The sequence below is a fragment of the Pseudoalteromonas piscicida genome, from assembly GCF_000238315.3.
Lineage (GTDB): Bacteria > Pseudomonadota > Gammaproteobacteria > Enterobacterales > Alteromonadaceae > Pseudoalteromonas > Pseudoalteromonas piscicida.
Genome location: NZ_CP011924.1, coordinates 531,179 through 554,562, shown reverse-complemented (window position 1 = coordinate 554,562; position 23,384 = coordinate 531,179). Strand labels below are relative to the sequence as shown.

21 protein-coding genes are annotated in these 23,384 nt (G+C 42.4%); 4 read left to right on the top strand and 17 right to left on the bottom strand.

Features of this window, described 5'->3' with window-relative positions:
* Window positions 1-8: 8 nt before the first annotated feature.
* The 12 genes from PPIS_RS02630 to bamC all read right to left on the bottom strand — a co-directional run bounded on the left by PPIS_RS02630 (window position 9) and on the right by bamC (window position 13,728).
* Complete coding sequence (locus tag PPIS_RS02630; protein ID WP_010369042.1) at window positions 9-536, bottom strand: hypothetical protein; 528 nt, start codon at window positions 534-536, stop codon at window positions 9-11.
* Complete coding sequence (locus PPIS_RS02625) at window positions 536-1,054, bottom strand: hypothetical protein (protein ID WP_010369044.1); 519 nt, start codon at window positions 1,052-1,054, stop codon at window positions 536-538. Before PPIS_RS02625 ends, PPIS_RS02630 begins: the two co-directional genes overlap by 1 nt.
* A 17-nt stretch (window positions 1,055-1,071) precedes the next feature.
* Window positions 1,072-1,674 (bottom strand): hypothetical protein, encoded by a 603-nt coding sequence (locus tag PPIS_RS02620; protein ID WP_010369046.1) that lies wholly within the window; start codon window positions 1,672-1,674, stop codon window positions 1,072-1,074.
* A 10-nt stretch (window positions 1,675-1,684) separates the two neighbouring features.
* Window positions 1,685-2,341, bottom strand: coding sequence for a hypothetical protein (locus PPIS_RS02615; RefSeq protein ID WP_010369048.1), 657 nt, complete (start codon window positions 2,339-2,341; stop codon window positions 1,685-1,687).
* A gap of 33 nt (window positions 2,342-2,374) precedes the next feature.
* Window positions 2,375-2,887, bottom strand: coding sequence for a hypothetical protein (locus tag PPIS_RS02610; RefSeq protein WP_010369049.1), 513 nt, complete (start codon window positions 2,885-2,887; stop codon window positions 2,375-2,377).
* A gap of 8 nt (window positions 2,888-2,895) precedes the next feature.
* Window positions 2,896-5,286 (bottom strand): PKD domain-containing protein, encoded by a 2,391-nt coding sequence (locus PPIS_RS02605; RefSeq protein WP_010369051.1) that lies wholly within the window; start codon window positions 5,284-5,286, stop codon window positions 2,896-2,898.
* 28 nt (window positions 5,287-5,314) lie between these two features.
* Window positions 5,315-5,857, bottom strand: coding sequence for a hypothetical protein (locus tag PPIS_RS02600; RefSeq protein WP_223229695.1), 543 nt, complete (start codon window positions 5,855-5,857; stop codon window positions 5,315-5,317).
* 62 nt (window positions 5,858-5,919) lie between these two features.
* The gene (locus PPIS_RS02595; protein WP_010369056.1) at window positions 5,920-7,866 is read right to left on the bottom strand and encodes a hypothetical protein; all 1,947 of its coding nucleotides are present in this window, start codon (window positions 7,864-7,866) and stop codon (window positions 5,920-5,922) included.
* Between the two features lie 26 nt (window positions 7,867-7,892).
* Window positions 7,893-8,816 (bottom strand): hypothetical protein, encoded by a 924-nt coding sequence (locus PPIS_RS02590; protein ID WP_010369058.1) that lies wholly within the window; start codon window positions 8,814-8,816, stop codon window positions 7,893-7,895.
* A gap of 30 nt (window positions 8,817-8,846) precedes the next feature.
* The gene (locus tag PPIS_RS02585) at window positions 8,847-10,655 is read right to left on the bottom strand and encodes a hypothetical protein (RefSeq protein WP_010369061.1); all 1,809 of its coding nucleotides are present in this window, start codon (window positions 10,653-10,655) and stop codon (window positions 8,847-8,849) included.
* A 578-nt stretch (window positions 10,656-11,233) separates the two neighbouring features.
* Complete coding sequence (locus PPIS_RS02580; protein WP_010369062.1) at window positions 11,234-12,604, bottom strand: YjiH family protein; 1,371 nt, start codon at window positions 12,602-12,604, stop codon at window positions 11,234-11,236.
* Between the two features lie 65 nt (window positions 12,605-12,669).
* Window positions 12,670-13,728, bottom strand: a complete 1,059-nt coding sequence (gene bamC, locus PPIS_RS02575) for an outer membrane protein assembly factor BamC (protein ID WP_010369064.1) — start codon at window positions 13,726-13,728, stop codon at window positions 12,670-12,672.
* Between the two features lie 332 nt (window positions 13,729-14,060).
* Here bamC and PPIS_RS02570 point away from each other — a divergent pair, with 332 nt between their 5' ends.
* Together PPIS_RS02570 and bcp are read left to right on the top strand one after the other, a co-directional pair.
* The gene (locus PPIS_RS02570) at window positions 14,061-14,594 is read left to right on the top strand and encodes a glycine cleavage system transcriptional repressor (protein WP_010369065.1); all 534 of its coding nucleotides are present in this window, start codon (window positions 14,061-14,063) and stop codon (window positions 14,592-14,594) included.
* Window positions 14,595-14,603: 9 nt separating this feature from the next.
* A complete protein-coding gene (gene bcp / locus PPIS_RS02565) occupies window positions 14,604-15,077 on the top strand; it encodes a thioredoxin-dependent thiol peroxidase (protein WP_010369066.1) in 474 nt (157 codons plus the stop codon).
* An 84-nt stretch (window positions 15,078-15,161) separates the two neighbouring features.
* On the opposite strand, the gene putP is transcribed toward bcp, so the two are convergent.
* Window positions 15,162-16,643, bottom strand: a complete 1,482-nt coding sequence (gene putP / locus PPIS_RS02560; RefSeq protein ID WP_010369067.1) for a sodium/proline symporter PutP — start codon at window positions 16,641-16,643, stop codon at window positions 15,162-15,164.
* A 318-nt stretch (window positions 16,644-16,961) separates the two neighbouring features.
* Between putP and PPIS_RS02555 the strand changes: the two genes are divergently transcribed.
* Both PPIS_RS02555 and PPIS_RS02550 read left to right on the top strand, forming a co-directional pair.
* Window positions 16,962-18,182: an EAL and HDOD domain-containing protein gene (locus PPIS_RS02555; RefSeq protein WP_010369068.1), complete on the top strand. Its 1,221-nt coding sequence runs from the start codon at window positions 16,962-16,964 to the stop codon at window positions 18,180-18,182.
* 89 nt (window positions 18,183-18,271) lie between these two features.
* The gene (locus PPIS_RS02550) at window positions 18,272-20,290 is read left to right on the top strand and encodes a TonB-dependent copper receptor (RefSeq protein ID WP_010369069.1); all 2,019 of its coding nucleotides are present in this window, start codon (window positions 18,272-18,274) and stop codon (window positions 20,288-20,290) included.
* Between the two features lie 47 nt (window positions 20,291-20,337).
* Here PPIS_RS02550 and PPIS_RS02545 read toward each other — a convergent pair whose 3' ends face one another.
* The 4 genes from PPIS_RS02545 to PPIS_RS02530 are packed head-to-tail and all read right to left on the bottom strand — an operon-like array spanning window position 20,338 to window position 23,383.
* Window positions 20,338-21,069 carry an MlaA family lipoprotein gene (locus PPIS_RS02545; protein WP_010369071.1) on the bottom strand — a complete coding sequence of 244 codons (732 nt, stop codon included), beginning with the start codon at window positions 21,067-21,069 and terminating at the stop codon, window positions 20,338-20,340.
* Entirely contained in the window at window positions 21,070-22,323 is a 1,254-nt protein-coding gene (gene ccmI, locus PPIS_RS02540; protein ID WP_420834862.1) for a c-type cytochrome biogenesis protein CcmI, read from the bottom strand.
* Window positions 22,324-22,349: 26 nt separating this feature from the next.
* Window positions 22,350-22,814: a cytochrome c-type biogenesis protein gene (locus tag PPIS_RS02535; RefSeq protein ID WP_010369077.1), complete on the bottom strand. Its 465-nt coding sequence runs from the start codon at window positions 22,812-22,814 to the stop codon at window positions 22,350-22,352.
* Window positions 22,811-23,383, bottom strand: a complete 573-nt coding sequence (locus PPIS_RS02530) for a redoxin family protein (protein WP_010369079.1) — start codon at window positions 23,381-23,383, stop codon at window positions 22,811-22,813. The genes PPIS_RS02535 and PPIS_RS02530 overlap by 4 nt, the downstream gene beginning before the upstream one ends.
* Window position 23,384 lies beyond the last annotated feature (1 nt).

Sequence of the window (23,384 nt, the reverse complement as noted above, 5' to 3'; positions counted from 1 at the left end):
ACCTTTCCTTAGTTTGAGGTTGAATCAGACACTGTATAGCTTCCAAGTACAGTGCTAACACGGTCGCCTTTAGCTAAATTCACATTGAGTGTTAAAGACTCACAGCTTGACAGATTTTCTCTAAAAACAGACTGCTCAACGCGAATATTTGCGATGTCTGCAACCACATTTTCGTTGGTAAATTCACTGTCGTGGCTTGTGATGTCAAACAAAACGTTGTCATCGCAACGCAGTGCAACCTGCGCCTCAAATTCGGCCTCAGTATGGTTCACCTCACGAGTTGCACCTGTACACACATCAGCTTGCAGATAGGTGCACACAGAGATACTTTGACGACTTATCGTTTTAACTCCACTTACTTCAAGTTCAATAGATAAGTGTCGATTACCCTCAAATTGTAGCGGCGCAATGGACAACGTGTATCCCTTGTCGCTTACCGTCATCTCTGCATCACTAAAAGGTACTGAGTTAGCTTGAGCATTGGTAGACACACCTGAAAATAGCATCGCCGCAATTATAATTGACTTAGAGGTCATCACTTTGCTCCTTTGATACTTTCAATACTCAAATCAAAATCTATACTTTCTATCTGAGTGAAAAATTGACGACTGAGTGACCCTCGCTTAGAGATGTTAATTTTAATTTGCTTGCAGTCACTTACTCCTTTTCTTAACTCAGATATCTGTACCTGACCGGGAATAGAATAGCGATGTGCTCGATAGCCTTGGGCGAGGTCATAACCCACAGGTATACCACTACAAGTGATTTTAATATCCGCAATGAAATTTGCAGCAAACCAAGTGGCAGAGAGTTCAGCTGTTGCATTAAATAACAAACTATCGGCGCCGCTACTGTTATCTACGTCCAATAAGGCTTCATAGCCTGTAATCACATTTCTGCCAGCCCAACTCGATGTGATTGGAGTAAAATCTGCAATTTGCAGCTGCTTTATACCGTTATCAATAATTACCGCAGTAGCTGAGCTTTCTGTATTCGCTGCAGCCGCCAAAGGTAAAGCAAGTAGCCATAGTGGCCACTTCTTTGTTTTTATCATGTTCTTTTCCTTAGCACTCAGTCGAGGTTTTCTGAAATGATAACTGTAAAGTTCATCGAATCCATTTCAGCGCTTGCTGGCGGTACACCCAAACGTGGACACCGTGCTTTGTCTGCCGCGACGGTGATTGTCATAATGTCACAGCTTCCGCCTGTACGCTGCTGTTTATTCACTTGTATACTACGTGTTCCGTATGCTGACGCGCGGAAGTCACCACATGAAACCGTAATATTACCTTTCTCACTCAAGCTACCTGATATATCAAAGTTAAGTAACTGCCCAAAATCGCCATCAACTATAAATTGCGCCTTATATGAACTGATATATTGCATTTCTTGGTTGAATATTCTGTCGTAATACACGTCATAAACAGGTGCAAAATATTGAATATCAAAGCTGTAGCGCTGTCCACCAATATAAACGCCATGTGGAGTAATATTTGCGGCAACATCTAACATATCTTGATGTGTATAAAACGGAGCTGGAGTCACTGGTTCTGCTGTGCCAAATGAAGTAGGGCAAGGTCTCGGGTCTATTTCGATAGGGAAACCAGCGCCAGATGCCATAACAGATGAAGACAATACTGCGCACAAAGAAGCAAATAGAATTTTATTTTTCATTATAATATCCTTATTGAAGTGGAGTATAAACAGCAACAGTGAGATCTAGGCTAGTCAATGCACCTCTAGCTGCTTTTGCCTTGATGTGCATTTTGCTGCATGTTCCACCCGTATTTAGACGTTTTGAAATAATCAGTTTTGTTCCACTATCGCTTAATGTAAACGCCGAACTCCCCGTTCCACAACTTACTGACATAGACACAGAGGTACTGGCTCTGCCTGTTACCTCATAAATCAGATCTTGACCAAAATCACCATCAACCGGTAGCTCAACTTCATACCCTTTAAGCACTCTAATATATTCTGGCGGGTTACCAGGACACGGACCATATATAGGTTCAAACGAATATATCGGTTTCATGTCACTTTTGGTTAATTGATAGCGAGCGCCGCCGACATAAATAGGCTCAGCAGACAGTAGATTAAAGCTCTCAGCAACCTCTGCTTCAGTTAATACTTTTTGATCAGACAAAGGCTCAAGGCAAGGTCGTGACGGATATCTATAATCACAGCAGCCGCTATCAATCGGGCGCGCAGGAGTATTGATTAAACCTGATTGGAGATCCGCACCAACGACCCCGTCGTTTGTTTCTTCGATCTGGCTTGCTGATACGCCCATAGACATTACTATGCCAATTGAAGCGCAAAGATAAGATTTTTTAAACATGTGTTTTCCTTATTATTCCTTTAGTTATTAGAATTACTGTGCATCAGATAAGATGAGTGCATCGAAGCGGATAGATTTTATTATCGCGTCCAAATCAATAAGTTCGCCGGTATGCGGGACAATGTCGATTCGAAGCTGCTTACAGGCACCATTTGTTTTTACACGATTAAAAACATTCATTCTTGCAGGCAGCACGAAATTATACTTTTCAATTAAAATGCTTTGACTAAAGCCAAGTGCCTCTGAATATCCAGAGTCGTTTTGGCAACTAGCAACTAACGAAAGTGGTATCGGGTATGGCACTGCATCGGCCATAATTTCAGCGCTCAAATCAAAAGTAAGTACAGGGTAATCACCGATAAAGTCGTCATATTCATCAAGCAACATTTCTATATTTGACGTATACGTATAAATATTACCGTTAACCACCGTTTCTGGTTCAAAGTCGCTTTTGTTATAGCTGTACTTAGTTCCCCAAACTAAGATGGGCTCGGCAGCATGCACCACTGACGAAGACGCAAGTAAAAGAGCAAATAGATATTTCATTATTTTCCTTATTTGTAATTGCAAATGTTATAAACTATCGGTTGCTGGTAGCCTTCAAGTAGCGTTACCTCAAGGCGATTAGTCGTGGAACTCACATAGTAAGTGTCGCTTTCAGCAGGCGTGATGCGGTAAGTAGCTGTTGCGGGAAAAGACATTTCTTGCCTCTTGTTCAGCGGTACGCTTATCGTTTTGTTGTAGTCAAATACAAAAGGGCTGCTTGCAGGAAAGCTATCAACCAGCTCATATTTAATATTAATTTGGCTCTGACCTTGATAACCGAAACAGCTCCAAACATGCTGTCTTACAGGTTGCATCACCGGCACAAATGCCTCACCCAGCGAAATTTGGAAACCATCGTTGAGTTGTGATGCTGATTGATAAGTGGCATTGATAACTTTATCGTCGGCCGTTTTTATTATCACTCTCTCACCACGAGCCAACTGTACGCTGGTAGAAAACCCGCCGAGATTGTCCGTTACGACGGACATACCGTTGATAGCTAAATTAACATCGGCTATGCCTCGTAACTGGCTATTGACTAGTCGACCTTTAACTGAACCATAGATTAGCTGTGGAGAATCTAATACGGTAAATTCGAAGTTGCGATTAGCACTCGCACCGTCTGTGTCATTAACGACCAACTCAACTCTGTAAACCCCAGCCAAATCAGGTGTAAACGAAAATAGGCTAGTGTTTTCATTACCGGTCAATACGTCATTGTTTGGACCTATCAGCTTCCAACTGTAACTTAGTGCTTGTCCTTCTGGGTCATAACTTTGTGAAGCATCAATGCTGACCAACTGGCCAACTTGAACTTCCGTCTCTAATGGTTCTTTAATTTGAATAATCGGCGATTGGTTATCCGTTACATTAAACGTCACCGATGTCGCCTCTGAATATAGAGCACCATCAAAAGTCTTCAGTTCAATTTGATAACTACCTAAAGCGGAAGGCGTAAACTCTATTTTAGCGTCTTGCAGCGCTGGCAAAGTATCAGAGCCAGGCTGTTTGGCGATGCGCCAAATATAGGACAAAGGCATCCCTTCTGGATCACGACTTTGTGAACCGTCGAGTACGATACTTTCACCCAAGGTAATGTCTGAGATTGGAGCAATAAACGCTGAAGGTTTACTCTCACCGCTTGAGCTGACATTGATAAGTTGTGTATTCGACCAAGATTGCGATACGCCATCTGATACTAACGCCTTGATACCGTATATTCCCGCTAAATCAGGCGTTAATGTTGCTCCGAGTAGCTGCTCTTTACCAATAATATTTGCAGAACTCCCAGAAGGTCTAATCGTCAGTTTCCACTGCCCACTAAGCTCTGCTTGTTCAGGATCAATACATGCATCGCAGGACAAATTAACCACCTCTCCTTGAGTCGCTGAAATATCAGCACCCAACATAGCAATTGGTGGTTGATCAGCATTACTCACCGTAAAGTGATATAACGCGTCGCTGGATAGGCCGCCAAGATCTTTAACATTCAGTTGGACAGTATAGTCACCAACTTTTGTCGCGCTGACAGCTACTTGCTCATCGAACGGTGAACTCAGTCGAACAAAGCTTCCACTAGGCTTTTCGATTATTTTCCATGAATATATCAATAAGTCGGTAACATCAGGGTCATAACTATTTGACCCATCTAGCAACAGCATCTCGTTAGGTTTTACTTGCGTACGTAGACCAAAAATGTCGGCTTGTGGTGCTGCATTTTGCCTTCGGTCAGAAACTTTAACGGACACAGTATCAGTCACAATATTGTTATCTTCATCCGTCACCTGTACCCCTATCTCATAATGACCAACTTCATCAAAAATAAAGGTGCTTTCCAGTTCAGATAAGGGACTAGCTTGGTTTGCAGTCGAGTTTTGTGGTGCAGCCGTAATTGACCATACGGCATGTTCAATGGCTCCTGCTTGTGAAACTGATTCTCTGGCGCTCAGCGTAATACTGTTCCCTTTCTTAGAATCAAAATCAGGGCCCAAGTCCAAAGCAATCACTGACTCTTCACTCACCACAAAATCAACTTTTGCAGTATCGCTATTACCAGCACTATCAGTGACTGTGACCACGCCACTAAAATTGCCAGCGGTGGTAGGACGATATTGGATAACAGAATCGACCGCTTCTACCCTCTCAACTATGCCACCTTGGCTATCTGCGATATGCCAAGAAAAAGTTAACTCACTTTGCGTGTCGGTACTTGAGGAAGCATCAAGCGTAATATTCTGATATAAAAACAAATTTTCAGCTGAAGCATGTAAATACGCTTGAGGTTGCGTGATGTCTGTCATTTGCCCAGCTTCGACTGCATTGATAGTGGCGGCATCGCTTCCACCACAAGCGAGTAGGTTTGCTGTTACAACAGCGATGTAAACTTTTTTAAAATTCAAAATGTAATTCCTTTTATAACTACAACTTTTAGTTATATCTTGCAGCGGCTAATCTAATCGACTCATTGAGCTCTTGCGCTTTTTTCCCCAGTACGTTTGCACTCAGGAGTAACTCATCTCGTTCTGCTTTGAGCATGCTATCTAATGAAGCCGAAGTACTACCATACTGAGAGATTTGTTGATTGCGGTTGGCAATTTTCTCTTTGTAACCCAGCACTTTTTCTCTTTGCTCACCAACACTCTGGCGATACTCACTAATTTCTTGCTTTAATTCGGGAAAGTTTTCGAGTAAAAAGCTGTAATATTCCTCTTCCTTACTCATATCAACTTCTAGTAGTTGTTGAGCACTCAGCGTTGGCTCTACTTGTTTTACTGCTTCTATTTTTGTTTCTTCTGACTTACCGTTCGCGGTAATGTCTTTGTGTTCCAGCTCCTTTGCTGGACTATCTGCGCGTTTTGGTACGCTTACCTTGAGGGTTTCAATAGGCGTGTCTTGTAATTTAAAATGAACAGCAGCACCGATGAGTGCAGCGCTGATTAACCCACCTGTCAAAATTAGTTTCACTTTCACTTTCACTTTAGGTACTCCTTTTAAACTTGTGGGAGAAGTGGAACCCTCTCCCACATTTTTTATTAACTACAGCTTGCTTTATCTACACAAACTTTTGCAGTAACTAATGCGCTGCCTTCCTTAACAGTCCAAGTACGTTTATTAAATCGTTTCCAGATTTTTCCGTAATTGGTTGATACATGCGAAGTAGTACCTTGTGCTTTAGAGCCACCAATAGTGTCTAATGTTCTCAACACAACATTCGCAAAACCACAGACTGCCGATTTACAGAACTTAGTGATACCGTCACCAAGTTGCGCGCCAACTTGGCTTTTACCTGCGTCATCAACAACAGGCTCATCAGAAACTACGTCGTAAGACTCAGCGTAAACAGACAGGAACATTGTCCACATGTCGTTGTACATCTCAGCTTCTAAGTTAGCAGCAATCTCTGCAGCTAATGCCGGATCATTTGATTGTGGTTTCAGATCTAGCGAACATTCCATGCCAAGCTCTTCTCTTGCTTCCTCACGAATGTGATCCCATGAACGAGTCTTGCTTCTGAACCAGCTCCATCCCTTAGATTTACCCGCATTTCTCCAGTAGCTATTCATGCGGTCGACATCAATCGAACACTCACCTTTGATTTCGCCAGGGAATGCGTAGTAGTTGTAGGCTAAGCCTAGGTTTGCAACGAATACACTACGGTTTGGTTGTGGTTCATAAAGCTTACGCTTTACACTCCAAGATGCAGAAACCCCATTTTCATTACCCGTATACTCTTCTTCGATTTGTTCAGAGTATTCACCACAACGAGCGTCACGGGTTACAAAGAAGTTAATACCACCAGATGCAAAAGAATGAGCATCCATCGTGTCGAAGTGAATTGTGTCGCCTTCCAACTCTCGCTCAAATGGCATTGCCCAATCACGCAATACATCTTTGTTTACCAAAGTATTGGCAGGGAAAGTCCAAACATTCTTATAGAACAGAGGAGAGTTATTCGCCTCAACGGTTGGGTTGGCCTGAGTCACACCTGAGTTTAACCGCACGTTAAATACATCCAGCTGTTTGACGCTATAGTCACCATGCCCTGCTTGGTAAAGTGTGCTTGCTAATAAGTCGCGTTCATTTTCCCAAAGGTTGTAGCCCGCACTAGCAAGACCCGTGATCTTGGCACCACTCGTTTCAACGACATCAGTTTGTACTTCCCAAGCTGATTTCACGATTGCACTTTGCGCTGCGAGTAATCGAGTTTGAAAATCAAGCGAACTATCTAAGCGTGTGATTTTATCTTCATACGCGTCATAAAGGCCCTTTGCTTCGTAGTATTCATCACGAATTGCCGCTCTATCTTGTTTCACTCGGTCAATTTCTGCAGTTACGGCAGCCTTTGGTGCTTGATATTTGGTGATAACACCCACTATGCACTGACTCAGCATCGTAGGGTTAGTAGAGTAAGAGACGATACAGGTATTTGTCTCAGTAGCTTGCGCCTTATCTAGCGTATCAAACTCATCTTCTAAAGCACCAAGCTCAATGGCAATACCTTTCCACTTTGCATCTACTGCTTTAAATCGCTCAATAGTACCCGCATTTTGAAACGCTAATTCGTCCATTTCAGCGCGGCTATCGCTGATCTTTCTTATAGTTTCAACCGATGAGCGCGGCAATGCATAAGTAAACTGATACCAGTTACTGACAAACTCTCTGTTACGATAAGCTTGCTCTTGTTGTGCTGGTGTTGATTTCTGACGGTAAGCGTCAGCTTTTATCTTGCTATAATCAGAACACTGAGGTCCCGACGAACCAAGCTCCGCATAATCGCCAATAATAACTTTGCTGCTTGCAGGGCCAACATGTAGTGTTTTTGGGTTCTCGTGGTCAACTGTGATGTCACCAACACCGGCTGGCGTTGGAATACCAAGTGAATCAAGAGGGTTTCCTTTTGTTGCATCTGGCATAGCATATGCTACTGAACTACTAAGTAGCACAGCTAAAACTGATGTAACAGACTTTTTTAAGTACATACCATTTTCCTTACGGGTTATAAAAATCATTGAATCCTTGCTAGCTTGTTCTTAACTAGACTTAGCATGCTGTAATCACGACCAATCGACTTATCTGCAAGCCAATTGACTTGACTATTGATGTAACGATATAAATCTTGTGCTTTCATTTCGTTTAGCAAAATACTGCTATTTGCATAGCTGCGAATATTGGCAAGTTCAGCCGTGCATAGCTGAGCAGATGTGCCTGCTCGACAATTTTGTTCGAGGATTTGTTTTGACGCGCGTAGTTGAGATATATCGGAATTAAGTTGTTCAATCGTGATTGGGTCTTCAACCTCAAATAGCACAAACTCCAGAGTATCTAAGGTATTATCAATGCTATTGAGCAAAGTTAAATACCCTGTAGATGGTGTAGAGATATTGATCATTGTGCTCAAGGTACTGTTCCAAGAACTTAAGCTTGAAGCAACTTGATTAAAATAAGTGGGTTCCGGATAAGTTACGACTTTGCTAACAACGAGCTTACAACCAGGCTTGATAGCTTGAAACCCCGTGATACCACTCATCGCTTCAAAGCTGATATATGAATTTGAAAATCCATGAGTTAATGGGATCGTATTCAATTCACTTGAAGCAGCGCCAGAAATCCGGTTAGAGATACTCGCAACACCATCTGACTCAACACTATACCGAAGTGATAGCGGTCGAATAGACTCACATTGAAAGGTGTACTCTATCGCAGTTTTGAATAATCCATTTCTTACTATACTTGGGCTTGAATAGCTTAATTCTTGCTCTGCATACACTTGTGTTGGCGAATAAGCACAAGGCGGGAAGTATCTTGTTCCTTCCGTTGTTTGCTTTGCCGTACACATGGTATTGGCATCGAATATAGTTTGTTCCGTGGCATTTCCGTGCACACTCATTCCGCCAGACAATAGCAGTCCAGCAAGCAAATATTTGCTCATCAGATTTTCCTTCTGTGTAGTTATCGTTTCTTAGAGTTGCTCTAGAGTAGCTCTGAGAATGTGCCGCTTAACCTGACCATTTGGTGATTCCGCTTTTATAATGAGCTGTAGTTCATTATTGTTCTCAGAACAGGCACTAAAGGGATTTTGCTTTATTAACATTTGAAGTACATTCATCGAACCTGCCGATGCGCTGCCGGTGGGGAATAACGTACTTTCAGGCGTGGAGATATTGACTATGGATGGCATTATCTCTGGGATTGATGGCAACATATTTGGTGTCCAATAAAGTCCATCGTATTCCAAGTATTCTATTTCGATGTTGCCATTATTTGTGAAGAAATTGTCTGCTTGGTCCAACTTCCATACTACCGATTGATACCTATCAACTTCGGTGATATTGAGGTTCGCAATTTGAATTGATTGAGCCGCCAAGACATTTAATCGTGTAATGATCCACTCTAATCGAGCGAGCTGTTCACTGTCTAAACCAAAATCAATCAATGTAGCAATTAGCTCATTAGCTTCATGACCAAGAGTGAAACTCTCTTGCTGAAACTGGCTTAGTTGCGGGTTTATTCGTGTGTACTCTTTACACAACAATGTGTGCTGCTCATTAAATGGCGCTATTGAACTGAAGCCATCAATCGTACTATCAGCCGTCTGTGCAAGTTTTTGAGACAGTCTTCGGCCATCAACATTTTTAGCTAAATAAGCAACATTAATCGCAGTCGCTAGCTTTTTCAAAGAGAGTTCTGTGCCCTGCGCTCGCATATCCTGATAGTGCTCAGTTACAAACCCTGCGAAAGTCGGCATTCGAACAAAAGCAGGATCAACAGGGTGATAATCACTCGAATAAGCATTGCTCAGCAAAGAGGCTTCATTGTTTAACTGTTCCAAATATAACTCAAAATACGTTAGTTTTTTGTCATAATCGGTATCAATAACCACGGCGCTAGCATCAAGTGCGTTAAAGCAAGTCGTTGTCTCGCATTGTCTGAAGCTGACATCAAAATAGGCATTTAATACCTGAGTCTTGTTGATAAATGCTTGTTGTTGAACAAATGGAATGAGGATTAGTGAATCATTCAATGCAGTAAGTCTGCGATTAATAATTCGCACCCTGCTTGATAAAATTGTACTTGCATCATATTTTTTGAGAATTTTCCAAAGCCGGGTCTGGCTATCAACCAGTTGATTTATCTCCACCTTTAGATTTTCTTTCTCAAAAGCACTCATTAAGTCAAATTGATTGATATTTGCATTCACTTTCGCTAAATGCGCATTTAACTTTTCTTCGAGTAGCAAGCCATACTCATATCTTCTGTAGAGCGCAGCATGTGACAAACCCGCTGCAACGCTTCGAGTTGAGCTAATAGTATTCAGTCTAAAATTAACTTTTCGAAGGCTATCACTTGCAGGACTAAATCCTGCAACATCTGCAGGGTTAACAAAATCTTTATATAGTTCACCGTAAAGCGATTGCTGCAATACATAATATTGCTCAATCAAGGCGGTATGATTCATTAAGTCGGTGACATGAAACCATTCATGACCATTTCTGTTTTGGTACCCTAATGCCGATGCTTTAAGCTCTTGCTTTATCCCACAAGGCAGCTCTATCTTCCTAAAACACGATGGTTCCATAGAAGGTTCTGCGGCAACGCAAATATCATTACAACTAGATTCAGAATACTCGGAATAACAAGTACGAGGCATAAAATCTCTAACTTGTACTGATACTTGACATGAGTTTTCAGTTCCCGATGCATAACTTTTACTAGCTATGAAAAAAAATGCGGCAAAACGTAATACGCCGAATCCTTTTACTTCGTACATAAATCAGCTTCCTTAAGCTATGTTTTCCTTAAGCAGGAACATACTAGCGTTGCAAGCCCCGCATGTAAACCCAAAAAGTTACATTTAATAAACAATAAAACCCAAAATAAAAACAAAAAGAAACAAAGCAGGAAAAAACAAATTATTATAATCAAGTAGTTATAACCCACCCTAAGCCACAGCTGAACATCCCGTAAAAAACAAAAATAAATAGTTAACAAGGTTAATTTTATAGGGTTTAAGTTCTTAAAGGTAACGGGGTTTATCCACACATGCTACTTAAGAAGCTTTGGAACGAATCGGAGCTTGCTTGGAGAATGATCTAGGCTGTTATACTTTCGGCTAGCTATACGGTTACAATAGGCTATTGATTTACCATACTTGAGCAAAGTCTCTAATAGAATCGGTAATGTGCTAAACCTGTCAATAGGGCCTGTTAGATTTACAGACGAGGGAATGACTTTGAAGTTACTTTGATGAAGCGGAGTAGTGATAAGGAAAATATTCTCTTTAGAAGAATTAGCTAAAAGTTTAGCTATTCAAATAAAACCCCCTCGCATAGTAGGGGGTTTTTTATTTTAGCCGACTAACCATTTCGCCATAAAGACGATAACAGGCAAGGTAATAAGTGTTCTTAAAATAAAGATTAGGAATAGCTCCCACAAATTCACTGGGATTTTGCTACCAAGCAGTAATGCCCCAACTTCAGACATGTAAATTAACTGGGTAACACTCATTGCGGCAACGATAAACCTGGTAGTATCACTTTCAATAGAACCTGCAGCAAGGATTGACGGAATAAACATATCAGCAAAGCCGACAACGATTGTCTGTGCTGCTTTTTCGGCTTCTGCCACATTGAGTAGCTCGAGGTAAGGAACGAAAGGTGTACCTAAATATTGAAATACAGGGGTGTATTCTGCGATGATCAGGGCAAAAGTACCAACTGCCATAACCACGGGAAGTACAGCAAATACCATATCTAAGGCATTGTACAGGCCTTCTTCTAATGTTCCTTTAAGCCCTGGTGCCGTTTTTGCCTTAGCAAGTGCAATATCCAAAGAATGACCTAATAGGCCTTTTCCTTCTGGCACCGCTTCTGAATCCTGGTTGTGATCGCTACCATCTACATAGATATCCTTTTTAAACCTTAGCGGTGGTAGGCGCGGCACTATGATTGCTGCAACAAAGCCAGCCGCACATACGGTGAGGTAAAAAGGAGCAAACAGGTGTTCGAGTTTAACTTGACCAATAACAACTAAACAGAAAGTAATGGAAACCGCAGAGAATGTGGTGCCGATGATAGCCGCTTCTCGTTGTGTATAGTGTTTATCCTCATATTGTCGAGCAGTCATCAAGATACCTACGCTGCCGTCGCCAAGCCAAGAAGCAACACAGTTTACCGCGCTACGACCTGGCACACCGAATAGCGGGCGCATCACTTTGGTCAAGAGCGTGCCAACCATCTCAAGTAGACCAAAGTTAAGTAGTAATGGCAGTAACAAGCCAGCAAGAATAAAGACAGAAAAGAGTACAGGTAACAAGTCATTTAGCACTAATGCTCCTGTGTTTTCTGAATGGATCGCTTCTGGACCAACACCATTGAAGGTAAGCACAATAAACACCATGCCAACTAGTCGGGTTATCAACCAAACCCAGCTAACGTCAAATAAGTGCTTTATTATGGTTATTTTTAATAGCGCTTGGGGTCTTAGGAGCTTTATCACCAAACTCATGATCCCGGTAATACATACTATTGCGACAATCATGTCTTTAATAAAAGGAGCGACTTGCGCTTGTAACCACTTCGCCATAACAGCAATTGGGATAGTCATTGCTTCCCCCACCGCCACTGGCGTCATAAATAAAAAGATACCAATCAATGACGGTACGATAAACGCAAACCACGTTTGTAAGGTGGAGCGTGGTGTCATAGTGCTCTCTGTCATTTTTTACTTCCACAAAAACAAAGAAAAGAGCCGAAGCTCTTTTCGTTTTTAAATTATTATATTTATTAGATTGTTAGACCTTTTTGCCTAAGCAAAGTGATCAAGGCTTGATGCAGGTTATTCATGGTGTTTGCATCAAGTATGTTACCTTCGCTATCCTTCCAGGTAATTGAAGTACGCGTATCCTGCGCTTGAGCGATCTTTATCGTGTAATCACCATTTTCAATTGGCAACACAACCGCTTCTTCACCCCAAATAGAATCCCAAACGCTGCTTTCAGGCGCTTCGTAACGGACCAAAACTTCCTGCTTTTCTCTATCGACACGGACAACCGTGAAGTTACTTCTTTCTAGGAAGTTTGAGAAGCGATCAAGCACCGCTTCTTGACCTTTTTCAGTCAGAAGCGCGGAATCACCATTCTTGTCAAACCCAAGTTCAAGTGCCAGTACACCCTGACGCTTACGCATTTCAACTTGCAGTAGACGATATTGATAGTCAAATTCTGAAACGACTTCGTTCAGTGCCCGAACTTCGAGGTGATTTTTCTGAAGCGCAGTTAACTCACCATCGCCTTGATAATCTACTAATTCCGCTCGAATTGACGCCGTACGCTGATGTTCTTTTTGCTCGACAGTAAACTTAAACTTTTGCTTAGATGGCTCTGTTGCTTCTTCCCAAAACCAGCCGTCTTTTGGCTTGATCAGTGAATACCAGGTTGTGGTTACCGAGCCTTGCGCCTTGTTATCGCTTTCAAGTCCGGCATTGTGCATCGCCACAACGCCATCCACAGCACGCCAAATAAATGCCGGTAAATCTTCTATACCGTCATTCTTATCAAAAAAGATCCTTGCAGCTTCTTCGCCCTGCTCTACCCAACTGCCTTGCGCAACTGTTAGTACCTGTTGCGGTGCACGGTAACTTACCGGTTCAGCTGTATTTTCATATTGGCCGACTGGCATTGCAAATTCAGGGTCTCGATAAGGCTGAGCTAAGTCCTCAGGGGCTTTCACCGGTGCATTTGCACGATAATTTCTTTCATGATGTGCATCATTTGTGAAAATACTACAGCCGCTTAGACTCACGGCAATTCCAAGAACCAGTGATTTTGGGATCCAATACTGCACTCATTTACTCCTTAGCAAACCCTATTATTATTCGAATCAAAGTTATGATTTAGGATTGCCGAATTGGTTCACACAAAGTTGCCAAAAATTGACAATCTTTGAATTAATAACGCTATGGTATCAAGTATTCCACGTACTATGCTGGGAACACACATCCCATAGCCAAAATTTTGCCTTATGTTACTTGTCATACATTAGAAAAACAAGCAACCATGCCACGCAACCCTAATTCTATTTTTTATTACAACGCGCTAGCGCTAAAACTCAGATATGGTAGTATTTCGCGTTAACTATTAACCTTGAGCGCATTACGTGAAATCAGAGGTTCCAAAATGACCATGCATGCAAACCATCAACTTGTCTTAACCGCAATAGGAGAAGACAGATCTGGTATTGTTGGCGAATTGACCCAGCTTGTGAGTGACTGCAACTGTAATATTATCGACAGTCGTATCGCAATATTGGGAAATGAATTTACCTTTATTATGTTACTCGCCGGTGACATGGCGTCTATTAGTCGTGTAGAACATACCTTACCAGCAAAAGGGATGGAACTCGGTCTCTTAACCATGATGAAACGCACGTCGAGCCATCAGCAAGGCGAATACAGTGCAGGTTATACTTTGGAATATGAAGGACTAGATACTCCCGGTACACTAAGCAAAGTAACGCGCTATTTTGCAGCACAAGGAGTGAATATTTGTTCACTGAAGTCAGATACCTTTGAGCAAGAAGACGAGCTACATATGCGCTGCGAGCTTGAGTTTAATATTCCAGTGGATGTGGATATTGATAACTTTAAAGTTCAGTTCGAAGATCTTTCTCACTCCTTAAACGTAGACTATATATTTAGACGCATTCGCTAAGGATTTACTATGAATACTTTAAAAGTTGGTGATCAAGCACCACTATTTTCACTGCAAAACCAAAACGACGAGACCGTTGAACTTGCTACTTTATTAAAGTCTCACCAAGTTTTAGTCTATTTTTATCCTAAAGCATTGACCCCGGGCTGTACGGTTCAGGCCGAAAATCTACGCGACCACAAAGCTGAACTGGCTGAATTAAACACCGTAGCCGTTGGCATTAGTCCAGATCCTGTGAAAAAGTTAAAGAACTTTGAAAACAAAAAAGAACTCAACTTTGACTTACTTTCGGATGAAGACCACGCGGTAGCCGATGAGTTTGGTGTGTGGGGGCTAAAGAAATTTATGGGCAAAGAATATGATGGCATTCATCGCCTATCTTTCTTAGTCGGTCAAGACGGTACCATCAAGCACGTGTTCAATAAGTTTAAAACCAAAGATCACCATGAAGTCGTGATTAACCACTTAAAAGAGCAAGCTTAAAGTGACTCCTTAAACCGTATTTACGTATATTTAAGAAATAAAAAACGGAGCAAATGCTCCGTTTTTTATTCACTTCAACCGACTTTAATCAAGCGCTTTTTCTACTTTATCAAATGGCGTCGTGATCTCTTTACTTGGCTCCTTGGTCAGTAAGCTGACAGCAAAGATAGCGATTGTCGCAACAATGAATCCAGGAACAATTTCATATAATGTCGCGCTAAGCGGCTCACCATTATAAGTAAACGGACCATAGATCCATACCAACACAGTCACTGCGCCAGATACCATACCAGCAAGCGCGCCAGCAAAGTTCATGCGAGACCAGAATAAGCTTATCAGCACCAGTGGGCCAAATGCGGCACCAAAACCAGCCCAAGCATTACTTACAAGATCTAGAATCGAGCTATCTCTGTCGTACGCAAGATAAATGGCAGCAAGCGCTACAACTAGTACACTAGTACGACCAACAAGCACCAGTTCTTTATCCGAAGCATTCTTATTCAAAAATATCTTATAAAAGTCTTCAGTTAACGAACTTGAACTCACTAACAATTGCGAAGAAATAGTACTCATAATTGCGGCAAGAATAGCTGCCAGTAAAAAACCTGCAATCAACGGGTGGAACAATAGCTGAGATAAAATCAAGAAAATGGTCTCGGCATCATCCACAACAATCCCATGTTCATGTGCGTAAGCTGCACCAAACAAACCTGTGCCCACAGCACCGAGAGCTGCAACTATCATCCAGCTCATCCCTATACGACGCGCTGTCGGCATGTCTTTCACACTTCGAACAGAGATAAAGCGCACGATAATATGAGGTTGACCAAAGTAGCCAAGACCCCAAGACATTGCCGAGATAATACCTATTGCACCGGCCGAGCCAACCCACGTTAACATCGTTGGGTTTAACTCATTTAGTGTTTGAGATAGCGGATTATCGAGCAGTGAGAAGGTAACTAAAGGCACTAAAATCAAAGCGATAAACATAATACAACCTTGCACAAAGTCGGTCAGGCACACCGCTAAAAAGCCGCCAAATAAAGTATAAAGCACAACAACGCCGGTGGTGATGTATAAACCACTCTCATAGCTCATACCAAATGAACTTTCAAACAGCTTACCACCAGCAACCACACCAGAGGAGGTGTATAAGGTGAAGAAAACAATGATCACCAACGCTGAAACTATTCTTAACGCGTTTCCTTTATCTTCAAAACGATTTGCAAAATAGCCAGGAATGGTTATCGCGTCATTTGCATACTCTGTGTAAACACGCAGACGTGGTGCAACCAATAAATAGTTAAGCCAAGCACCAATCACAAGACCTATTGCAATCCATGTACTGCTAAAACCATACAGGAACATAGCGCCCGGCAGACCCATTAAGATCCAACCACTCATGTCGGATGCGCCCGCTGAAAGCGCCGCTACACTTGGTGGTAAGCTACGACCGCCCAACATGTAGCCTGACACATCACTGGTCGACTTTTTATATGCGTATAAGCCAATTCCCAACATCGCAATAAAATACAGTGCGAGAGAGATTATCGTACCTATCTCCAAATTAGCCTCCTAATTGTTAGTTGGGCTCTTCTCCAAATGTGAGCTTTTTCTATCACTTAATTATTCGATTTCTAACTCACTTTGAATAAAAGCCAAAAACATAAAGAACCCACTATAACATGCACAAACCATACACTCAACCACCTGCGACCATTGATCAAAACAGTATTTTATTCGTACCTAATTCAATTGGTTAATTATCATTCGCCCTATGTTCTGTATTTACCCATATTCTATAAACTCAATTTCCCAGCGTGACCTGATCGCACTTTTACCTTATATTAAAGCCAATAGCATTTTGTTTGGACGGTAGTATCTATGTACTTTTACGCGGCTCGTCAGCCAATTTTTGATGTCCAAAGGGAATTGATTGGCTACGAACTTTTATTTCGTGATGGCCTAAATAATGTATTTCCCGAAATTGACGGTGATGAAGCAACAAGTCGCTTGGTTGAAGGCAGCCAGTTTACCTTTGGTCTTGATGACCTCACAAATCAACGCCCTGCTTACATTAACTTCACTCTAGAGACGCTGGCAAAAGGCTATGTGCAAATGTTGGCGCCTGAACAAGTCGTCGTAGAAATATTAGAAACGGTACAACCGGGGAAACGACTCTTAGCGTGTGTAAAAGAGCTTAAAGAGCAAGGCTATACGCTTGCACTTGACGATTACCATCACCAAAATGTGTGGCGCCATTTTTTTCCCTATATTGACCAGATAAAAGTCGATTTGTTGGCAACTAACCTAGAGCAAATCCATGCCATTAAAGCCGCGATACAGGATTTCCCAAACATTGATTTAGTGGCAGAAAAAGTAGAAACCTACGAACAGTTTGAGCTCGCCAAGTCGCTTGGATTCAAATATTTTCAAGGCTTCTTTTTTGCCAAACCCGAAATGGTCAAAACCAAAGCGTTGGCTCCTTCGGAATTAGCCATGGCTGAATTGCTTTATGAAACTTCAAGCGTTGAGCCCGACCTTGCTAGGATCACACAGGTCTTTGAGCGTGATGTAAACCTAAGCTACAAACTTCTTCGTTATGCAAATAGTGCTGTATTTAAACGCCGAGCAGAAATATCAACGATTAAACAAGCCTTGGTTGTACTCGGTAGTGAAGAGCTTAAGCGTCTGATCTCATTATTATTTGCTTCACAGCTTAATACTGAAAAGCCCAAAGAACTACTTTCACTCTCTTTATTGCGCGCACACTTTATGGAAGCAATAGCAACCAAGGCCAATGAGATCTCTGATACTGGAAGTACATTTTTGGTTGGCATGATGTCACTGATGGACGCCATTCTCGATGACGATATGGCCAGTTTATTGACGAAATTACCCTTATCTCAAGAAATTAAATCAACCTTACTGAAGAAACCGAGTGCTTTTGGTATTTATCTAGATCTTGCGGAATCGATGGAAAAGGGTGACTGGGATAGCGTTGACACCATGTCAAAATCTCTTGGCGTAACCAGCCAAAATATCGCCGAACTATATCAAAAGTCGCAAGTTTGGAGTGACACTCAAATAAAAGCGATAGAGTAACCTGTCAAAGGATGCGACAATCTGTCGCATCCCGCTAAGCACCTGATAGCGATAAAATAAGTGCACTAAAACAACTTCAAAGTGAACTTATGAAACGCACCCTACTCTCTCTTGCTATTGTTTCCTTATCTCCCATCACCCATGCTGATGAAATTGAAAAAATTGTTGTTATTGCACCGATGCAAACACCAATTACGCTAACAACGGATACCAAAGCAGTACGCCAACCACTACCAGCACAAGATGGCGCGGATTTACTCTCTTCAATTGCGGGGTTCTCACTAATTAAAAAAGGCGGCGCAAGCGCTGACCCTGTGTTTCGTGGCATGGCAGGCTCTAGAATTGCCATTATCGCCAATAATGGTCAAACGCTTGGTGGTTGCGGTAGCCGCATGGACCCGCCTACGGCATATATTACGCCACAATCCTACGACACCTTAAAAGTCATCAAAGGCCCACAAACTGTGTTGTATGGTCCAGGCAACAGTGCTGCGACTGTGGTGTTTGAACGTGAAAATGAACGCCTAGCTAAATCTGAAGTGATTGGCTTTACCAATGCGGTGCTTTCGAGCCAAGGCCGCCACAGTGTTAACAGTGATATCAAGGCTGGTAATGAACGCGGATACGCTCGGATAGCAGCAAATTACAGTGATGCAGATGATTATGAAGATGGTAATGGCACCAAAGTTCACTCAGCGTATGAACGCTGGAATATAGACACAGAGTTTGCCTATACCCCAAGCGATGACGCTTTTTACTCTATCACTTACGGGGTAAGCGATGGTGAAGTTGCCTATGCCGACCGAATGATGGATGGCAGCCTCTTCGATCGAGAAAATATTGGCCTGAATATCAAATTATCTTCCCTTTCATCACTGATTGAAGAGTTATCATTCAACGCATACTATAACTACGTTGACCACATCATGGACAATCATAGCTTACGCCCTTTTGTTGCAAATATGATGATGAAAACCCCAACCTCCTCCAACCCTGACCGTAAAACTTATGGCGCAAAGCTTACGTTGACTTCAGAAGTCAATGCCCAACATACTTTAATTTACGGTGTCGATTACCAAGTAAATGAGCACCGCAATCGAGTCAGCCGAGATCAATTCAACAATCCGGTAGAAACGATGCCACGCCAAATGGATGCTGAATTTAGACAACTCGGTATATTTGCCGAGTTCGAATATCAATTGACTTGCTCCAGCCAATGGGTTAGCGGATTGCGCATTGATGATTGGCAAAGTGAAGATCATCGCACCATGATAAGCGCAATGATGTCGATGAAACCAAACCCAACCGCCCTACAAACAAGAGACGATACGTTATTCAGCGGATTTAGCCGCTATCAAGCACAATCTGAAAACAGTAGCTATTTTGTCGGTTTCGGCGTTACAGAGCGTTTTCCCGATTACTGGGAAGTAGTCGGTGGTAGCCGAGGAAGTGAAACGTCTATTTCTGCCTTTAATGTCGATACTGAAAAAACCGTGCAATTAGATGCTGGATTGGTAAAGCAGTTCAAAGACATTAACGTCAATTTCTCGGTGTTCTATAACCAAATTGACGACTATTTATTAATCGACAATCTGTTTGAAAAGATGAATATAACATCAAAAGTGACCAGAAATGTTGATGCAGAAACCTTAGGTTTTGAGGGTGAAGTAATGTGGCAAGCGAGCAAAGCGCTACAACTCACCAGTAGTATCAACTACGTAAAGGGTAATAACCTTACCGACAATCTCGCATTAGCTCAGCAACCACCTTTGCAACTGCGTATTGCAAGCAATTACCAATTAAGCGATAAGTGGCAACTAGGCGGATCGGTAAGATTAGTACAACACCAGCACAGAGTGGCGATTGGACAGGGGAATATTGCAGGGCAGGACGTCACTGCGACGGCAGGCTTTGGCACGCTTTCACTTAATACCAATTATCAATATAGCGATGCATTACAGCTCAGTGCTGGTGTAGATAATGTACTCGATAAAACCTATGCCGAACATTTAAGTCGCTCCGGTGCCGCGGTAAGTGGCTTTGACCAAATTGATCGAGTCAATGAGCCGGGACGGACGCTCTGGGCAAATCTTAACTGGCGCTTTTAACCGTATACTAAGATAACGAAAAGGTCGGCGATTGCCGACCTTATTTTTTACAGGTTCTCTAAAAAGTTCTCGTCAAAATCATCCGGCTCTTCTTCTATTGGCGGATTGCCATCGAATAGCTCGTACAATTGACGTTGATAATAGACATCCTTTAAGAAAGTGTATGGATCAAGCGACTCATTTAGCAGCTTTTCTTGTGACATCAAAGCCGCCCTTGCTTCAACCGCGCGCAGCGCAAACACTAATACTGTTTGTGGCGTAGTGAGTGCAATTTCTGGTAAGACAAAGTTATCGACTACATCACCCGTTAAGTTTCTCGCGGTCGTCGGTCCCATACCTGGGATCATAATATACGCACCATCGCCAACACCCCAAACCCCCAAAGTTTGGCCAAAATCTTCGTCTTTAAGCTCAAGGCCAAGTGTTTTCGCAACATCAAACAAGCCAAAAATACCGACCGTAGAATTAACTAAAAAGCGAGCAACATTGATTGCCATATGATCAGGCTTACCCTGTAGGGCCGCGTTTACTGCATCGGTCGGTGCGGCGATGTTGGTGGTGAAATTGACAACACTACTGCGTACAGGAGCGGGAGTCACCGCAACATACCCTTTAGCAACAGGACGCAAAATATAGGCATCCAACACATCCATGTTAAAGTCATAGAGTGGGCGGTTAAGTGATTGAAATGGATCTCGTGGATCCTTTTTCTCTTCGGGTACTTGCGCACAACCGACAATGGTCAACGCAAGTAAGCCTGTGAGCACGGCTTTAAGCATTTATTTCCCTGTATTTGTTAAGACACGACTAATCTCGACATTGAGCTGATTTTCGCCTTGTTGAAGTTCAATTACGCTTGAAACACCCTCAAGTTCTCCATCTGAAGGCATTACTGAACCATCATTAGAAATACGTGCGGTGACCGTAACTTGAGAAAATTTCGACAAGGTTAATTCAGGCATCATTGCCATACTATCATCTAGGTTTACCGTCATTGGCAAGTTAAAGTTTGTAATTTTGGCCACCGCCAATGGCATGGCAGGACCTTCAGCTGCTTTTGCAAAAACGAACAAGGTGCTGTCCTTTGGAATGTTATTCCGTAACTCAGCTGAAATGGTTACAGTAGCGACAATACCAGTTTTTACAGCCACTGGTTCGTCTTTCTGTTGACCCAACTTTTGTTCGATTTCAGCAATGCGCCCTGCAATCATCTCATAACGCGGATCATCTTTGGTTAATTGTGACAACAAGACTTCAAAGGCGGCTTTTGACTCTTTCCAATCTTGACGTTCATAGGCAATTAACGCCAGCAAGCTTATCGCATCAATATTCGTTGGATCATTCTTGAGCACTTTTGACAACATTCTGGCCGCGCGATTCATACTTGGCTCTGAGCCCTCTATCAATAATGCTTGGCTATAATTCACGAGGACATTATTGTTATTAGGTTGCATCACGAGTGCTTTATCAAATGCCTGCATCGCCATCTCAAAGTCATTGAGTGACATTGCAACACGACCAAGTAACATCCATGCAACTGCATCATCGCCAGCTGTTGCTAGTTTAGTTCTTAGCCCCAGCGCAAATGCTTGTAGCTCGTTGGCATTAAGCGGCTCTCCAGATTGCATTACTGCACGCTCACCATACTCAGGTAACTTTTCAACGGCTTCATGCCAGCTCGCTATTTGCCTGTGGCTACCCGTGTAGTAATAAAAGACACCAGTGACCAGCACCATAAATGCAATACCCGTCAGCGCCAACACACGGTTGTCACCACGACTCGTCAATGATTGTTCAGGCGATAACTCATTCAATAAGCGACGCTTGAGTTCAACCACAGATTCATTATAACTGTCTTTTTCGATACGTTGATTAGCAAGCTCTTCTTTTAACTCTTCCAAACGCTGATGGAAAATATCGATACGCTCGGCATTCGCATCATGATCAACCGTGATGCGTCTTTCTTTTTTAATAAACGGAAAAACCACAAAGAGACCGGCAAATACGCCTAGCAGAAGAAACAAAAACCACATTTGGGTTAAATCTGTCGAGAATTCGCTCACTGCTCACGCTCCTGACGTTGATATTGATTAATGAGCTCTGTCAGCTTTTGTTCGTCCGCCGCATTCCAATCTTGCTTTTTCGCAGCGCGCTTTTGACGAAATACGATAAAGCCGAAGCCTAAAATAATGATTGCCACTGGCAGTACCCAAAGTACAATCGTTGCAGGCGTAACCGGTGGTTGATAATGAACGAAATAGCCATAGCGGTCGATCATATAATCAATGACCTCTTGCTTAGACTGACCTTCATTAACCAAAGCGATAACTTTGTCACGTAGATCTTTGGCTACGACAGCATCTGAATCGGCAATGTTTTGGTTCTGGCATTTCGGGCAGCGTAGCTCATGAGTCAGCTCTCGGAAAGTTTGCTCACGTTCAGCTGTAGCAAAGTTATATTTGTCTTCCGTTGCTTGCGCCGCTGCGGCAATCATCATTAAAAGCAAAACAATTACATATTTCATTGCGTTAGCTCCTGATAGATTGCTGCAAATTTAGTACGCCACACGCGTTCATTGATGTCGCCAGTATGATGCAACACAATCTTACCTTGCTTATCTACCAAAAAAGTCTCTGGCGCGCCTGAAACACCTAGATCCAGTGCTAATGTACGCTCCAAATCAAGAATGTTAAATTGGTATGGGTTACCTGCACGGCTCAACATGTTATTGACATCTTGTCTTAGAGCATTGATATCAAACTGGTCGCCAAAATCAGGGTCATAAGCCTGCTCGTAATACAGACCTATTATTTTCACACCACGCTCTCTAAGCTCAGTTAAATAACCCAGCTCAGCGATACACGTTGGGCACCAAGTGCCCCATACGTTCATCAAGTAGACTTCACCCTTAAGCGAGTCGGCGGTCCAGGTTTTATCACTATCCATTAGGTCCGGTAATGAAAACTCAGGCATAGTGTGTCCTAAACGGCCGGTCTGGATCTCTCTAGGATTACCAAAAAGTCCTTGGTACAAAAACACACACAGGAAAATAAATATCAAAAAAGGCACTAAACCTAATAACTTGCGGTTCATG

What these genes read in the sequence shown, in the direction of transcription:
- PPIS_RS02630 (WP_010369042.1), bottom strand. Translation starts at nt 536, where the DNA reads ATGACCTCTAAGTCAATTATAATTGCGGCGATGCTATTTTCAGGTGTG.
- PPIS_RS02625 (WP_010369044.1), bottom strand. Translation starts at nt 1,054, where the DNA reads ATGATAAAAACAAAGAAGTGGCCACTATGGCTACTTGCTTTACCTTTG.
- PPIS_RS02620 (WP_010369046.1), bottom strand. Translation starts at nt 1,674, where the DNA reads ATGAAAAATAAAATTCTATTTGCTTCTTTGTGCGCAGTATTGTCTTCA.
- PPIS_RS02615 (WP_010369048.1), bottom strand. Translation starts at nt 2,341, where the DNA reads ATGTTTAAAAAATCTTATCTTTGCGCTTCAATTGGCATAGTAATGTCT.
- PPIS_RS02610 (WP_010369049.1), bottom strand. Translation starts at nt 2,887, where the DNA reads ATGAAATATCTATTTGCTCTTTTACTTGCGTCTTCGTCAGTGGTGCAT.
- PPIS_RS02595 (WP_010369056.1), bottom strand. Translation starts at nt 7,866, where the DNA reads ATGTACTTAAAAAAGTCTGTTACATCAGTTTTAGCTGTGCTACTTAGT.
- PPIS_RS02590 (WP_010369058.1), bottom strand. Translation starts at nt 8,816, where the DNA reads ATGAGCAAATATTTGCTTGCTGGACTGCTATTGTCTGGCGGAATGAGT.
- PPIS_RS02585 (WP_010369061.1), bottom strand. Translation starts at nt 10,655, where the DNA reads ATGTACGAAGTAAAAGGATTCGGCGTATTACGTTTTGCCGCATTTTTT.
- PPIS_RS02580 (WP_010369062.1), bottom strand. Translation starts at nt 12,604, where the DNA reads ATGACAGAGAGCACTATGACACCACGCTCCACCTTACAAACGTGGTTT.
- PPIS_RS02570 (WP_010369065.1), top strand. Translation starts at nt 14,061, where the DNA reads ATGACCATGCATGCAAACCATCAACTTGTCTTAACCGCAATAGGAGAA.
- bcp (WP_010369066.1), top strand. Translation starts at nt 14,604, where the DNA reads ATGAATACTTTAAAAGTTGGTGATCAAGCACCACTATTTTCACTGCAA.
- PPIS_RS02555 (WP_010369068.1), top strand. Translation starts at nt 16,962, where the DNA reads ATGTACTTTTACGCGGCTCGTCAGCCAATTTTTGATGTCCAAAGGGAA.
- PPIS_RS02550 (WP_010369069.1), top strand. Translation starts at nt 18,272, where the DNA reads ATGAAACGCACCCTACTCTCTCTTGCTATTGTTTCCTTATCTCCCATC.
- PPIS_RS02545 (WP_010369071.1), bottom strand. Translation starts at nt 21,069, where the DNA reads ATGCTTAAAGCCGTGCTCACAGGCTTACTTGCGTTGACCATTGTCGGT.
- ccmI (WP_420834862.1), bottom strand. Translation starts at nt 22,323, where the DNA reads ATGTGGTTTTTGTTTCTTCTGCTAGGCGTATTTGCCGGTCTCTTTGTG.
- PPIS_RS02535 (WP_010369077.1), bottom strand. Translation starts at nt 22,814, where the DNA reads ATGAAATATGTAATTGTTTTGCTTTTAATGATGATTGCCGCAGCGGCG.
- PPIS_RS02530 (WP_010369079.1), bottom strand. Translation starts at nt 23,383, where the DNA reads ATGAACCGCAAGTTATTAGGTTTAGTGCCTTTTTTGATATTTATTTTC.